At 61.9% G+C, this 14072-nt stretch carries 16 protein-coding genes and 1 other RNA gene; 8 read left to right on the top strand and 9 right to left on the bottom strand.

Annotated elements, in window-relative coordinates; translation table 11 throughout:
• Nucleotides 1-437: 437 nt before the first annotated feature.
• Complete coding sequence (locus tag ABQZ00_RS00790) at nt 438-944, top strand: YciE/YciF ferroxidase family protein (protein WP_323537852.1); 507 nt, start codon at nt 438-440, stop codon at nt 942-944.
• A gap of 574 nt (nt 945-1518) precedes the next feature.
• Here ABQZ00_RS00790 and ABQZ00_RS00785 read toward each other — a convergent pair.
• Together ABQZ00_RS00785 and ABQZ00_RS00780 are read right to left on the bottom strand one after the other, a co-directional pair.
• The gene (locus ABQZ00_RS00785) at nt 1519-1767 is read right to left on the bottom strand and encodes a hypothetical protein (RefSeq protein ID WP_503064231.1); all 249 of its coding nucleotides are present in this window, start codon (nt 1765-1767) and stop codon (nt 1519-1521) included.
• Complete coding sequence (locus ABQZ00_RS00780) at nt 1767-3047, bottom strand: sigma-54-dependent transcriptional regulator (RefSeq protein ID WP_115529002.1); 1281 nt, start codon at nt 3045-3047, stop codon at nt 1767-1769. Before ABQZ00_RS00780 ends, ABQZ00_RS00785 begins: the two co-directional genes overlap by 1 nt.
• Before the next feature lie 537 nt (nt 3048-3584).
• Between ABQZ00_RS00780 and ABQZ00_RS00775 the strand changes: the two genes are divergently transcribed.
• The 3 genes from ABQZ00_RS00775 (at nt 3585) to cydB (ending at nt 6579) form a co-directional block, all read left to right on the top strand.
• Nucleotides 3585-3866 (top strand): hypothetical protein, encoded by a 282-nt coding sequence (locus tag ABQZ00_RS00775; protein ID WP_323537853.1) that lies wholly within the window; start codon nt 3585-3587, stop codon nt 3864-3866.
• Between the two features lie 296 nt (nt 3867-4162).
• A complete protein-coding gene (locus ABQZ00_RS00770; protein WP_323537854.1) occupies nt 4163-5572 on the top strand; it encodes a cytochrome ubiquinol oxidase subunit I in 1410 nt (469 codons plus the stop codon).
• On the top strand, nt 5563-6579 hold the full coding sequence (gene cydB / locus ABQZ00_RS00765) for a cytochrome d ubiquinol oxidase subunit II (RefSeq protein ID WP_323516748.1): 1017 nt from the start codon (nt 5563-5565) through the stop codon (nt 6577-6579). The genes ABQZ00_RS00770 and cydB overlap by 10 nt, the downstream gene beginning before the upstream one ends.
• A gap of 108 nt (nt 6580-6687) precedes the next feature.
• On the opposite strand, the gene ABQZ00_RS00760 is transcribed toward cydB, so the two are convergent.
• The gene (locus tag ABQZ00_RS00760) at nt 6688-6873 is read right to left on the bottom strand and encodes a hypothetical protein (protein WP_161961694.1); all 186 of its coding nucleotides are present in this window, start codon (nt 6871-6873) and stop codon (nt 6688-6690) included.
• Between the two features lie 136 nt (nt 6874-7009).
• Complete coding sequence (locus ABQZ00_RS00755) at nt 7010-7651, bottom strand: DUF6766 family protein (protein ID WP_323537855.1); 642 nt, start codon at nt 7649-7651, stop codon at nt 7010-7012.
• Nucleotides 7652-7900: 249 nt separating this feature from the next.
• On the opposite strand from ABQZ00_RS00755, the gene ABQZ00_RS00750 reads away from it, so the two are divergent.
• Nucleotides 7901-8767, top strand: a complete 867-nt coding sequence (locus ABQZ00_RS00750) for a glucose 1-dehydrogenase (protein WP_323537856.1) — start codon at nt 7901-7903, stop codon at nt 8765-8767.
• 516 nt (nt 8768-9283) lie between these two features.
• On the opposite strand, the gene ABQZ00_RS00745 is transcribed toward ABQZ00_RS00750, so the two are convergent.
• Nucleotides 9284-9916 (bottom strand): DUF4142 domain-containing protein, encoded by a 633-nt coding sequence (locus ABQZ00_RS00745; protein ID WP_323537857.1) that lies wholly within the window; start codon nt 9914-9916, stop codon nt 9284-9286.
• Between the two features lie 255 nt (nt 9917-10171).
• Here ABQZ00_RS00745 and ABQZ00_RS00740 point away from each other — a divergent pair, with 255 nt between their 5' ends.
• A complete protein-coding gene (locus ABQZ00_RS00740) occupies nt 10172-11335 on the top strand; it encodes a zinc-dependent alcohol dehydrogenase (RefSeq protein WP_115562983.1) in 1164 nt (387 codons plus the stop codon).
• A 116-nt stretch (nt 11336-11451) separates the two neighbouring features.
• On the opposite strand, the gene ABQZ00_RS00735 is transcribed toward ABQZ00_RS00740, so the two are convergent.
• Nucleotides 11452-11619 carry a hypothetical protein gene (locus ABQZ00_RS00735; RefSeq protein WP_323537858.1) on the bottom strand — a complete coding sequence of 56 codons (168 nt, stop codon included), beginning with the start codon at nt 11617-11619 and terminating at the stop codon, nt 11452-11454.
• 473 nt (nt 11620-12092) lie between these two features.
• Here ABQZ00_RS00735 and ABQZ00_RS00730 point away from each other — a divergent pair, with 473 nt between their 5' ends.
• Together ABQZ00_RS00730 and ABQZ00_RS00725 are read left to right on the top strand one after the other, a co-directional pair.
• A complete protein-coding gene (locus ABQZ00_RS00730; RefSeq protein WP_055847802.1) occupies nt 12093-12344 on the top strand; it encodes a YkgJ family cysteine cluster protein in 252 nt (83 codons plus the stop codon).
• 9 nt (nt 12345-12353) lie between these two features.
• Nucleotides 12354-12569, top strand: coding sequence for a hypothetical protein (locus tag ABQZ00_RS00725; protein WP_055847800.1), 216 nt, complete (start codon nt 12354-12356; stop codon nt 12567-12569).
• Nucleotides 12570-12812: 243 nt separating this feature from the next.
• Here the strand turns inward: ABQZ00_RS00725 and ABQZ00_RS00720 are convergent, their stop codons facing one another.
• The 3 genes from ABQZ00_RS00720 to ABQZ00_RS00710 all read right to left on the bottom strand — a co-directional run bounded on the left by ABQZ00_RS00720 (nt 12813) and on the right by ABQZ00_RS00710 (nt 14058).
• Entirely contained in the window at nt 12813-13130 is a 318-nt protein-coding gene (locus ABQZ00_RS00720) for a hypothetical protein (protein ID WP_323537859.1), read from the bottom strand.
• A gap of 317 nt (nt 13131-13447) precedes the next feature.
• Nucleotides 13448-13660, bottom strand: coding sequence for a hypothetical protein (locus tag ABQZ00_RS00715; protein WP_055847794.1), 213 nt, complete (start codon nt 13658-13660; stop codon nt 13448-13450).
• 322 nt (nt 13661-13982) lie between these two features.
• A non-coding RNA gene (locus tag ABQZ00_RS00710) (sX9 sRNA) lies at nt 13983-14058 on the bottom strand.
• Nucleotides 14059-14072: the final 14 nt, after the last annotated feature.

The raw sequence follows: 14072 nt of genomic DNA, 5'->3' as shown, positions 1-14072 counted from the left end.
ATGCATGCCATCGCCGATATGTTGCCTGCGCATGGCCTGTCGTTATCTCAGTAAGACGGCATTCGTAGTAATGCCGCGTCGCATCTGTACAGCCCGATGCAGGCGACCGCGATGCACGCACGCTCACGTAGAAACACCTGTCCGCCAGCTCTTGGCGTGCTCTAACGCGCGCCCACGTGAGCGATGCGTGCACGCACTCGTTACGGCACAGGCCGCCATCGCATCGGGATCACCGTTTCCACCAATCGCGCTAACACTCGCAAGACTAGCTTAGCGATCACGCGATATGGCCTGAGGCCAGACGCCTTGGCCGACTGGCTAATCATGTATCTGAAAACCATCGTGCTCGCGTTTGTCGAACGCGAGCAACCAAACCGCGTTACCGCCAGGCGGCGAACGCGACATTTCAAACCTCTGACCAACAACGGGAGCCACCCATGGCAATCAAGACGATCGAAGAACTTTTCATCCACGAGCTGTCGGACATCTATAGCGCCGAAAAACAACTCACCAAATCGCTACCGCGTTTGGCACGTGCTGCGACCGAGCCAAAATTGAAAGACGCGTTCGAAACCCATCTGGAAGAAACCCAGGGTCAGATCGAGCGCATTGACCAGGTGGTCGAGGTGCTGGGCATCAAGCTCAAGCGCATCAAGTGCGCGGCGATGGAAGGCCTGGTGGAAGAAAGCCGCGAGGTGATCGATGAAATCGAAGCCGGCCCCGTGCGCGACGCCGCGCTGATCGGTGGCGCACAGAAAGTGGAGCATTACGAGATCGCTTCGTACGGCACCATTGCGGCAATGGCCAAGCAACTCGGCTATAGCGATGCGCTGCCGCTGCTGCTGGCCACGCTGGAAGAAGAAAAGGCCACCGACGAAAAGCTGACCCTGCTTGCCGAACAAGGCGGCAACCAGAAAGTAGCCAGGACCAGCAAGGCGGCCTGATCGACCATGCGGGGAGGCGCTATTGGCAGGGGCGGCGCTGTGGATCAAGGAAAGCGCCGTACCGCCAGTGGAATCGGCCCGCGCTCGGTACCACGGCACGCACGCTTTTCAGCGCGCATGCCGTGGCCGGGTTCGCCACTTGGCGGCTTAGCACGGTCACGGCGCGGATCGTTCGGCGTCCATCGCTCTTCAGTTTGGCGATAGAAACTCTTTACTGGACGATTCAATCGTTTGGTCGGCGTCACTCAGCTCTTTGAGATTGACTGCAAACGTCCGTGGACCATACCCAGCTCGTTTCCAGTATCTGCACAAAGTCACTATCTACCAATGCATAGCGCGGACAGGCGAGCTTCCGCACGAAGGGTGCTTCCATGTCCTGACACAGCACCACCTCGCCACGCGAAACCTTCGACTCCGAAGGGCGGTTATACGAGTAGGGCCACCGCTGAAGCATCGATGGGCTTGTACCTCTGGATGCACTTGCATCTGCACGCGCAGCGCCTCCGCATCGACACGACTGCTAACCATTACCAGATCGCAGACCCAGCACACCCAGTCAGACGAGCACTACCGATCAGTTGTCGTCGGGTGGCGCTGTCGGCGATGCCTCGGGGTGCGGGTCGTCGGCCAGCTGCTGGGCACGCTCTTGCTCGCCCAGCTGGTTGAGCAATTCAGTCGCGGACTGATGCGCGTTACGCAGCGTCTCCATTGGCTTGGAGGTGTCGCTGCGCAAGGAGTACAACGCAAAGCCCATCACGTTGAGACGGTTACGCAATTGATGCAGCAGCTCACGCTGCCGTCCCTGCAATGCAGCGTCCGTCACTACGCGTCCTTGTCGCTCAACCGGTTGTGCAGCGTCCGCACGCTGATCCCCAACTCGCGTGCCGCCGCCTTCTTGTTGAAACGCGTACGCGCCAGGGCCGATTCGATCATGGCGTCCTCGGCCTGACGCATGGTCCAGCCGGCCGGAATCAGCAGCCCGTCTTCGTCGGCCTGCGGTACGGTCTGCTCCACATCCGGCGCAGTCAGCAGATCGCCGTCCGAGCGCAGATACAGATAGTGGATGAACGAGCGCAGCTCGCGCACGTTGCCCGGCCAGGTGTGATACGCCAGGTAGCGCAGCAGCGACTTGGTCGGCAGCTTGCGCTTGCCGTATTTGACGTTGAGTTCGTTAATCACGCGCAGCCCCAGCACCCGCGCATCGCCGCGGCGTTCGCGCAGCGCCGGCACCTGAATCGGGTACTCGTTGAGGCGGTAGAACAAATCCTCGCGCAGCACCGCGTGCTCGCGCTGCACATGCTGATGCGTGGCCGCAACCACGCGGGCATCCAGCGCAATCTCTTCGTTGCCACCAATACGCATGAAACTGCGCGATTCGATCGCCCGCAGCAGATAGACCTGCAACCGCTTGGGCATTTCGCCGATCTCATCCAGAAATAGCGTGCCATCGGCGGCCTGTTCCAGGAATCCGGCGTGACGACGGTCGGCGCCGGTGAAGCTGCCGCGCTCGTGGCCGAACAGCTGGCTGGCCAGCAACTCTTCCGGAATCGCACCGCAGTTGACCGGCACGAAGCGACCGCGACGGCCGGACACCCGGTGGATGGCACGGGCGACCAGATCCTTGCCGGTGCCGGTCTCGCCGGTCACCAGCACATTCAAATCGGTCGGCGCCACGCGCACGATGTCCTTGCGCAACAGCACGATGCTGTCGCTATTGCCAATGATGCCCAGATTGCCCTGCTGCGCCTCACGCAGGCCACCCAGCACGCGCTCCAGGCGCTCCGGCGCGAACGGCTTGGTCAAGAACTCGCTGACGCCGAACTGCTGCGCGCGGCCTTGGGTTTCATAGGCGTAATCGCCCGACACCACCACGATCTTCGGTGTGTGGTCCGGGTCCAACCGTTCGATGAGATCGAAACCGCTGCCGTCGGGCAGGCCAACGTCCACGACCAGTAGATCGGGGAAATTGCTGTCCAACCAACGGCTGGCTTCGCCAAGAGTGTGAATGCCCTTGGCACGGAAGCCGCTATCGGTGGCTAACTCCACCACCTGATCGCAGAACTCCACGTCGTCGTCGATGATGGCGCAGGAAAGACGGTCCATGAGCGCTTCTGTCCGCAATGACTAGTACATGTTCAGTTGAGAATTGTGACGGCGGCGCGAAGAGTGCGCCTGCGTATCACCACGAGATTGCACGCTGCAGTCACGACCATCGTGATCGAACGGCACCCTTCCCCCTAAGTCGAGCTCGCCGCGTCATACGCGAAGTACGCACGGCCGGGCCTGAATTTGCCAGTGCCAAGCGTCATGGTCGGGGTCGGTCGCCGCGCCGGGCATGCCGAAACGCCAAACAGTGCAAGGTTTGCCAGCATGGTTGCCGCGCATTCTTGGAGTGCGCAGCCGGGCTGAACTCAATAGATCAGTTCGCTTGTGCTGTTGCATCGCAACCGGTGGTGTGGCCGGAAGTGACGTGACCTGATGCCGACAGCTGTATTAAACCAGTCGGCCAGTGAACGTAGTGGCCTGAGACGTGATCCACTGCGGCGCGTGCCGTGTGGAGACGGCGTGCAGGCCATCCTCACAGCAACGTACTTTCAACGCGCAAACATTGCTCCCTGACCTAGCCGAGCGAGGTGTCTCATGCATGCAGTGTCGGTACATCGCCACGCCGATGTGCAAAACGAATTGACGTATTGGCGGGACCAGCATCGGCGTGGCCAGCTTGGCTATCACTCCTTCGATGGCATCCCCGAAAGCACTGTGCGCGCCGTCTGCGATGCCTACAACGCGCAGCCGGAGCTGACCGAACATCAGGCGATCAAGGCAGTGCGCGACGCACTGTGTCTGACCCCGGGTTCGACCAATGCGGCCCTTGCCGACTGGCTGGCACCACGCTGCCTGCGGCATTTACGCAGCGCGTAGTCGGCGCGCCGTTGCAGGCAAGCCTACGGCAGGCACGCGGATAACGGGCGCGGCAACGCGGTACTGCCACCTTGCAGTTGCGCTCGCTACGCCGGATCACCCTTTAGTGCCGTATGCGCACACGCTTGCGGTCCGCAGCATGACGAGGCGCAACGCGATAGCGCAGCGCTTTCCCGAGATGCTGACGTTGTACGTCAGCCCCGATCCCACGATCACGATCACCAATGACCATCATCTTTGCCACGCCAGTGTCGCCGTGAACGTACCCACGCTCGTCCGGCACTAGGGAGATCCCTGTGGAAGCGCTGTTGTTGTCCCGCATCCAGTTCGCCTTCGTCATTTCGTTCCATGTGTTGTTCCCCGCCTTCACCATTGGCCTTGCGAATCTGCTGGGCTTTCTGGAATGGCGTTGGCTACGCACGCACGACGAGGGCTGGAAGCGGCTGTACTTTTTCTGGTTGCGCATCTTCGCCGTCTCCTTCGGCATGGGCGTGGTCAGCGGCATCGTGATGGCGTTCCAGTTCGGCGCCAACTGGCCGGAGCTCAGCCGCATTGCCGGCAGCGTGATCGGGCCGCTGCTGAGCTATGAAGTGCTCACCGCGTTTTTTCTGGAAGCGAGCTTTCTTGGCGTGATGCTGTTCGGCTGGGGTCGCGTGTCGGAGAAGCTGCACTTCTTTGCGACCTGCATGGTGGCGATCGGTACGCTGGTGTCCACCTTCTGGATCCTGTCGTCCAACAGCTGGCTGCATACGCCGCAGGGCTACGCGATGGTCAACGGCATCGTGCATCCGGTGAGCTGGATGCAGATCATCTTCAACCCATCGTTTCCGTATCGGCTTGCGCATATGGCGCTGGGCTCGTTCATCACCACCTGCTTCGTGGTGGGCGGTGTGGCGGCGTATTACTTGCGCAAGGGCGTGCATCTGACCGAGGCGGCGCGCATGTTGCGGCTGTCGGTGGCGTTTGCGGCCATCGTGCTGCCTATCCAGGTGATGGTCGGCGACCAGCACGGCCTCAACACGCTCGAACATCAGCCGCTCAAGGTGGCGGCGATGGAAGCGCACTGGCATAACGAAAAAGCCGGCGCAGGCGTGCCGTTGGTGGTGTTTGCGATGCCCAATGCCGAGGCCGAGCGCAACGACTATGAAGTCGCTATTCCGCGTCTGGGCAGCCTGATCCTGACCCACAGCACCGATGGCGAGATCACCCCGCTGACCTCGGTGCCACGCGATCAGCGGCCACCGGTGGCGCCGGTGTTCTTTGCGTTTCGCATCATGGTCGGCCTGGGCATGGCGATGCTGTTGCTGTCGTGGATTTCCGCCATTGCCTGGTGGCGCGGCCGGCTGCATGCAAAAGCGCTGATCCTGGCCTGGAACGTGATGCTTCCGGCCGGCTTCATCGCCCTGGTCGCCGGCTGGTTCGTCACCGAGATCGGGCGACAGCCGTGGGTGGTGTATGGACTGCTGCGCACCGCCGACGCGGTGGGCCCGCAATCGACCGCCACCGTGGCGGTGTCGCTGCTGGTGTACGTGCTGGGCTACGCGTTCGTGTTCGGTTTCGGCATCTTCTATCTGACCAAGCTGGTCCGCGCCGGCCCGCACCCCAGTCACGACGGCCCGGACGTGGCCGGTGGCGAACACACCCCAGCACGTCCGTTGTCGGCAGCAGACACCGCGTTGGAGCAGGAGAACGCACCGTGGAACTGAGTTATTGGTTACCGGTGGCGTGGTTTGGCGTCATCGGCTTTGGCGTGCTGATGTACGTGGTGCTCGATGGCTTTGTGCTGGGGTTGGGCATGTTGGCGCCGTTCGCACGCGACGAGCAGGAAGTAGATCTGATGATGAACACTGCCGCGCCGATCTGGGACGGCAACGAGACCTGGCTGGTGCTCGGTGGCGCAGGCTTGTTCGCGGCATTTCCAGCCGCGTACGCGGTGATCCTGTCCGGGCTGTATCTGCCGGTGCTATTGATGGTGATGGCGCTGGTGTTCCGCGGTGTGGCCTTCGAGTTCCGCTTCAAGGCGCAGCGCTCGCGGCGGCTGTGGACGCTGTCGTTCATCGCGGGCTCGATCCTCACTGCATTCGCGCAAGGCATCATTCTGGGCGCGCTGGTGGAAGGCATGGCGTTGGAGAATGGGCGCTATATCGGCGGGGTATTCGGCTGGTTCAGCCCCTTCACCATGCTCACCGGTGCGGCCTTGGTGTTCGGCTATGCGCTGCTCGGCAGCACCTGGCTGATCCTCAAGACCGAGGGGCGCACGCATACCCTGGCGCGTCAGCTGACCAAGCCGCTGGTCGGTGTGGTGGTGACTTTTTTGGTGCTGGTCAGCGCGTGGCTGCCGTTCCTGAGTTCGCACGTGATGGCGCGCTGGTTTGCGGATGGCAACTTCTGGTGGTTGTCGCCCATTCCGGTAGTGACCGCGGCAGTGGCACTGGCGCTGTGGCGCAGCAGCGACAGCTCACGCAGCGATGCCTCGCCGTTCTTGCTGACGCTGGCGATCTTCGTGCTGGGCTTTATCGGGCTGGTGCTGGGCATGTGGCCGTATCTGGTACCGCCGAGCTACACCATCTGGCAGGCGGCCGCGCCACCGTCGTCGCAGATCTTTCCGATGGTTGGCCTGGTCGTGCTGTTGCCGCTGGTGTTGGGGTATACGGTGTGGTCGTATCGCGTGTTCCGCGGCAAGATCGCCGCCGATGTGGGCTATCACCATTGAGCCTGCTCCAGCGCTGCGCGGCGTGGAGTGCGGGCATGACATCGCAACGCGGCAGATAGCACAACGTCAGCATTTGCGGGCGCTGTGCTATCGAATTGCGAGAAGATCTCAGCGCTTTTCCGATCCGTCCGGTCGTTCGTAATCGTGCTCCGGGTCGGCCTTGTTCACGTCACGGTCCTCGTCGGGCATGTCGTGCACTTTCCAGTCCGCATCTTCGTTGCGCCTTTCCTGCGGCGTAAATGGCTTGCTCTGATCGGCGTCAGGGCCCCATGGTTTTTTCGGTTCGGTCCCCATCTGCATCTCCTGCGTCACGGTGTGATGTCACGCTAGGCAAAGGCACATTGCAGTGCGGTGAACGACGCTGTGTGATGGCGTGAAGTGCTCTCTAGCGGGTCCGTCTAGTGTCTGCGCAGCGGGCTTGCCACCACCATCATCCGCCGGTTTGCGAATGTGGCGCCTCGACTGGTTTGGATTGTGGCGAGTCCTTCTGGCGCAGCCAGATCGTCAAGACCACCAGTGAAAACACCGCTAGAAATTCGCTTTGCCAGTTTTGCATCGACTCGAACCAGAACCCGGCATCGGTGAAATGGTCGAGCATGCTGATCGGTGACAGGCCCTTCTGTGCACGTTCCAGCAGCTCCAGCCGCCAGCTGCCGATCAGATGCAACACAAAACTCATCAGGACCAGGATGCCAAACGTGATCGCCAGCGAATGCTGGTACAGGCGCAGCCACAGCCCACCGGCACGTACCGGCCACGGCGCAGAGCCTGGCTTGATCGACGTGTGCTCTTCATCGGGGTCGAGAGGGCGCGATTCCGCGGACCCCACCTGACGCAACTTGACCGTCAGCAACACGTACATGCCCATCTGCAAAAATTCGCTTTCCCAATTCTCGAACAACGCAGACATGAAGTGCGGGCTGTGCAGATAGGCAGCCAGCTGCAGCGTCGGCAATCCATGCTCGCGTAGCTCCGTGTTGTAGGCGTGGAGCCCGGCATAGATCTGGCAGCCGATGAAAAACAAGGTCAGCGCAAGCAGACACAACGACAGCCCGTTACGGCGCAAAAACATGGTGGATCTCCTGACAATGCGCTCAGTATCGAATGCAGTGAGCAAGAACACATGAAGTTCGCAACGACGCGCACGCCGATCAACGCAATACCGTAACCGAACAGACAGCTGCGCCACCCACGCGTGGGTCGCCAGCACACGCGCTGCCGACATCGCCTAGTCCTGATGTTTACGTTTGCATGCCCACACTGGCTTTCAGCGCAGCACTCACGCGTTGCACGTCAGCGAATCCACCGTCAGGAGACGATCATGCCCGTACCCAATTACCCGCGCCCGCCATTCAAGCCCCAGCAGCAAAGCTTCCCGGGCCGCACCGAAAAGATGAACCCGCGCCCGGACCACGGCGAAGACAGTTACGTCGGCCATGGGCAGCTGAAGGGCAAGCGTGCATTGATCACAGGTGGCGACAGCGGCATCGGTGCGGCCGTTGCGATCGCCTATGCACGTGAAGGCGCCGATGTGGCCATCGCATTTCTGCCCGACGAGCAGGAAGATGCAGACAAGATCGGAGCACTGATCGAGAAAGCCGGCGTCAAGGCGCTGTTGGTGGGATGCGACATCAGCGACCCTAGCCAGGCAGCCGCATTAATCGACAAGGTCAACAGCACCTTCGGCGGTCTGGATATCCTGGTCAACAATGCCGGCTATCAGAAATATTTCCAAAACTTCGAAGACATTACGTTGGACGAGTGGCGCAAGACCTTCGACACCAACGTACACGCGGTCTTCAACCTGGTGCAGCTGTCTGTGCCCTTGATGAAAGATGGTGGTTCCATCATCAACACTGCATCGGTGCAATCGAAGAAGCCGACCCCCAACATCCTGCCTTACGCGGCCACCAAGGGTGCCTTGGCCAATCTCACCATCGGCCTAGCCGGCGTGCTTGCCGAGAAGAAGATTCGCGTCAACGCAGTGCTGCCCGGCCCGATCTGGACGCCATTCATTCCCGCCGGCATGGACGAAGAATCTGTGCAGAATTTCGGAGCGCAGACACCGATGGGACGTCCTGGGCAGCCGGTGGAACTGGCCTCGGCCTACGTCATGCTCGCAGCCGACACAGCCAGCTACACCTCGGGCACGCTACTGACGATCTCCGGCGGCGCTGTCACGCTTTAACGCGCGCGTGATGTGATCGCGCCCGCGTCACCCGTAGGGGATGCGGGTTTGTTCGACCGAGATAGGGTTGCCGCTGGCTTCGAATCATGCCGGCACCTGCGCGACAGCATGAGAAGCACATTGTTCGGCTTACCGATTCAATCCAATGCAAGACCGCACTGCTTCAGTTGCGCCAGGTGACCACAAGGCGCAGTCGCTCACTATGCTTCAGTCAAAAAGACAGGCAGCTTTGGCTGCCTGTCTTATCTACGCTGCGCGATGATCACCTTGGAGTTCAATACTCGCGTCCGACGGTCACTTGACCCACAAACCACCCGCCTATGACCCTGGTCGAACGTCACGATGTTGCTGGCTCTAGATCGGCTAATAGAGTGTCACGGACTTCTGCCAGATGGGCGTGGAAGATACTTTCAGAATCGGTTGTACGAGTGGTACATGCCTCACTGAGTGGCGATCACGTCCACCTGGCGGCGGCGCAGCCGTTTCCTAGCTACTCTGCAGTACTGCTAGCTGATCTCAGTGCGGCTGGGTCTGCTTCGCGCTGAGTGCCTTGGCATGGTCCAAATGCTCGGCGATGGTTTCACGCGTGCGCTGCAGCTCCTTGCCCAGATCGCTGGATCCCGGCTCGCTGCTCAATTGTTTGTCCAGCAGTTCCAGTGCCTGCGCGTGGCTGCGCACAGCGGTTTGCAGATACTGGGTTTCGAATGCCTGCCCGTGCAACGCTTGCAGCTGGTCGCGTGCGCTCTTCGAACGCGCGGATGCGGCCTGCCCCAGCGGACCGCTGCGGTCTGGTGCGAAACGGCTGAGGTCGGTCAGTGCAGCGCTATGCGCTTCATCCATCTTGCGTGCGAAATCCAGCAGTTCGCCTTCGACGCCCTTGACCACGGCCAGCTGCGCTAGCGTGCGCTCCTGCTCGTTGAAGATGGCCAACGCGCCCAGCGCCTGCTGGCGGTCGCGTGCATCACCAACACTGGCACGCAGCGGGTCGCCGTGCGGCGGCGTGGTCCCGATGGCAGATTGCGCGGTTTGGCGATCCTCCCGTGCGCCCTGCTCGAGTTGCGTGTCTGCTGCGAGGCCCTGACTACGCTGCCAAGCTTTATATGCCACATAACCCACAGCGCCGGCCGTCACCATCTTGAAAAGTCCCATGCCTGTCTCCTGAGTGATCGCACGTGGCGATCATGAATTGTCGGGGTTGCATCACCACAGTTGCGTTGCAACGCAGTGCTGCGCGTGAAATCAGCCTGCGAGCGCGCGGGTTATCCAGACGTGACATGCGCATCAACGCGATGTCGTCGAGCAAGCGCGTGCACACCGTGCGCACGCACCGTGCTGACTGGCTTAACGACCGGATGCAAACACTGCTCTGCGTTGCCGCGCCCCGTCGGCCTTCAGGAGATCCACATGCTTGCCCTCAACTACCACGGCTCACGCGATGTGCGGGTCGAAACCGTACCGGATCCGGTTTTGGTCGAACGCGATGATTTGATCTTGCGCGTCACCGCCACGGCAATCTGCGGCTCGGATCTGCATCTGTACCGCGGCAAGATTCCGGACCTGCGCCATGGCGATATTCTCGGCCACGAGTTCATGGGCATCGTTGAAGAGGTCGGCCCGGACGTTACCGCAGTCACGCCAGGCGACCGCGTAGTGATTCCGTTCGTGGTGGCGTGTGGGCGCTGCTTCCACTGCATGCTGCAAGAATTTTCTGCGTGCGAAACTACCAATACCGGCAAGGGCGCCGCGCTGAATCACAAGGACATGCGCCCGCCTGCGGCCTTGTTTGGTTTCAGCCACCTCTACGGCGGCTTGTCTGGCGGGCAGGCCGAATTTGTCCGCGTGCCCAAGGCCAACGTCGGGCCGCTGGTGGTGCCGGATGCGCTGCATGATGAGCAGGTGTTGTTCCTGTCCGACATCTTGCCCACCGGGTATCAGGCTGTCGTCGATGCGGGCGTCAAGCAGGGCTCCACGGTGGCGATCTTCGGCGCCGGCCCGGTGGGCCTGATGGCTGCGGCGTGCTGCCGCATGCTGGGCGCAGAACGCATCTTCATGGTCGACCGGCATGCGTACCGTCTGGACTTTGCATCCAAGGCCTACGGCGTGATCCCGATCAACTTCGACGAGATCGACGACCCGGCAGATGTGATCGTGTCGCAGACCGACGGCCGTGGCGTGGATGCCAGCATCGAGGCGGTGGGCTTTGAGGCCGAAGGCAGCGCAATCGAAACCGCGCTCACCAACCTCAAGCTGGAAGGCAGCAGCGGCGTGGCGATCCGCCAATGCATCGCGGCTACGCGGCGCTGCGGCGTGGTCAGCGTGCCCGGCGTGTATGCCGGATTCATTCACGCTTTTATGCTGGGCGATGCCTTCGACAAGGGGCTGAGCTTCAAGATGGGCCAGACGCACGTGCAAAAACACATGCCGTACCTGCTGGAGCGTATCGGCAACGGTGAGCTCAAGCCCAATGCCATCATTTCGCACCGCATGCCTTTGGCCGATGCAGCGCAGGGCTACGCGTTGTTCGACAAGAAGCAGGACGACTGCCGCAAGGTGGTCCTGACGCCGTAAGCGTCGCATCCAACTACATGAACCAGGAAGGCCCGGTCAGTGACCGGACCTTCCTGGTTGTGATCGCCGCCAGCGTTTATCACTCCTCGGCAGCTGAGTGGTCGTAATCGCCGCGCTCAGTCCAGCGGTTTGGCCGGCACGAACGGCGATACCGGGTCGCTGGCCGGGAAGGTTTCTTCCACCGCCTCGTCCTGCAGCGCGTCCTGCTTCTGCTTGGCGCTGTGGTCCTGGTCGTGACCTGCGGGCTGGTCGTGCGCGGATGGAGGCTGCTTGGATGTGTTCATGGCAGTGCTCCTGATGCGTGCTACGGACACCACCACGCTACGGCGCGCCATCAATGGCAGGGGTGAAACCCGTCTTCGCACCGGCGTGACAAAGGCAACGCGGCGCGGGCCTATTCTTCAGGCCAGTTGCTCAGCGACCGTGACGACCAAGGTCAGCACAGCGAGTCACCTGCATCGATCAAGCGGCGCGTCCAGGCGCCAATGCCGCCCGTCATCTCGGTGCATCCGCGCTTTGCCGAGTCGCCGGCGTGCGTTGCTGCCGGCGGGCAACTCGCCGAGACGCGCCGCTCAGCCCGCACGTCGCTTGGTGCGCGGTCATAGCGGGCCCTGCGGGCGCCGGTTCACATCCGGCCGCTTGCAGGGTGTATGGTGCAACTGCGGCCGGAGCCCGGTGTCGCCTTCACTTCAATCTGGCCTTTTCCATCAAGAATCTCTGCGAACGCTGCGATGCCGTCTGTTGCCGGCTCACCGTCATGGTCGATCCAACCGACCGTATCCCCGAGCATCTGACCAGCGTGACACCGCAAGGCTGGCACGTGATGGCGCGCGATGAGGAAGGTTGGTGCGTGGCGATCGATTCCGCGCGCATGTGCTGCTCGATCTATGAAACGCGCCCGGCGATCTGTCGGCGTTTTGTCATGTCCGGCCCGTACTGCCGCGACGTGCGTGCCACCTACGACGATCAGCGCCGGCGGGGCATCCCCTTGACGCTCTACAACGCATGAGGATTCGCGATGAATAACTCCCGCCGCCAGTCGATGACCGTGAGCAACCAACCGGGCAAGCCGCGTTTGTCCGAACAGCGTCTGGCTGCCGACCTGGAAGCGTTTCAGCAATCCGGTGGCGCGATTGAGCGCCTGGGCGACACGCCGCTGCGCCGTGAGAAGAAGCGCGGCGCGCCAGACAACGCCGTGGTCACACCGGCCAAGGCGCCCGCCGACGCGGAGTAAGCCTCACCCGCCAAGCGCACGGCATTGCGCTTGCGTTTGCCTTTGACGCCGCGCATTCGCTGCGGATGTCGCACCACATGCAGACCCGCGAATCATTGAGTCAGTGAATCGACCTCGCCTTGTCTAGCGCCCGGCTGCCGTATGCACGCGACCGCTCCACAGCGAACACGCTACGCGTCCTCGGCGTCGCCAACAATGCGTGTCCTACGCAGAAAGCAGCGCACTCGGCCGGCGCCACCGTCATCACGCCAGCGCCGTCTTCGCGCACCCGTTGGCCACGTCGGCGCCCTTGCCTGCAGCGGCTTGCTGCCGCCGTGTCGCCAGATAGCGACGCCATTGCGCACCCAGCGCTGCACACACTTCATCTGCCGCCAGCGCCCCATGCACGCAAGCCAGATTGAGCTCACGGTGCCAATGAATGCCGGATTGGCCGCCCGGCCAGGGCGTCATGCGATACGCCGCCGGCAGCATCACGCCCGGCAATGACGTGCCACATAGCATCTGCCCATCGTGCGGGCCACCGACCAGATGCACACGCACGCCTTCGACTGTTTCGCTCACACCTTAGCTCCTCAACGAGGTGCCGGATCACCGCATCCGGCACGGGGTTGGGGGCGCCGCTGCATTGGCGGGCAACGCAGGCGCGTCGCATCTCCACTGCCCAGCGCATTGCGATAGCGCCCCGACCGACACTGCGTGACCGGCGAAGATCACGAACGTGCCATCGATGTGCAAACCGTAAAAATGCGCACAGCAGGCGTGCGTGAAAACGACAGAAAGATGAGGTGAGCACGCGGATCCTCACGCATGCGACGGTGGCACAACGTGCACGGTGCAGTGGCGGCAGCCGCACGCCAGCACCAGACCGCGAGAGGCAGTTACAGCAGCTGCGCGCGATCGATTGCGCCGAGCCCTTGTGCCAGTGAGGCCATTTCGTTGGCCAGATTGATCATGTTGCCGCCGGCCTGCGCCGCCACGCCCATGATGCGTTGATAGGCGTCCCAGAAGTCCGGTCCACTGCCATAGGCGTCGTGGAACCCTTGCAGCTCCAAGACCAGCAGATCGGACACTTGCATGTCGGAGTGGTCCATTGCGTTCCTCGTTGGGGTGTTCCCCGGCCGGCAGCTTATACCCGTTCACCTTACAAAACAGAAGTAATTCGGCGACGGTGCGCGACAACCTGAATTGGTTAGAGAGACGGGTACAGAGGCAGCTGGAACGGTGTGTCTATCGCGCCCAGGCTCGCCCAACGGCACGGTTTTTATGCTGCGTAGAGCAATGCACAGCTCAACTGCACGGTCGTGCTTGTCAGTGGGCGATCACCGGCACACGGTCGTCAGAGACGCACATGGCAGGTGATCTGGCGCTGCCCGACCTGCATTGGTATCGATGCGGAAAACTTCCAATCAGAGCGACTACACCACGGCGCGAGCAGTCGTGAGGTGGGTGCGGCTGGTGTGCTCAGAACCGCAGTGTACGAAGGGCACATGCGCATCGAGCACC

The sequence above is a fragment of the Xanthomonas sp. WHRI 10204 genome, assembly GCF_040202875.1.
Classification (GTDB): domain Bacteria; phylum Pseudomonadota; class Gammaproteobacteria; order Xanthomonadales; family Xanthomonadaceae; genus Xanthomonas.
Note: the sequence above shows the minus strand (reverse complement) of the source record. Positions and strands in the feature narration are given on the sequence as shown.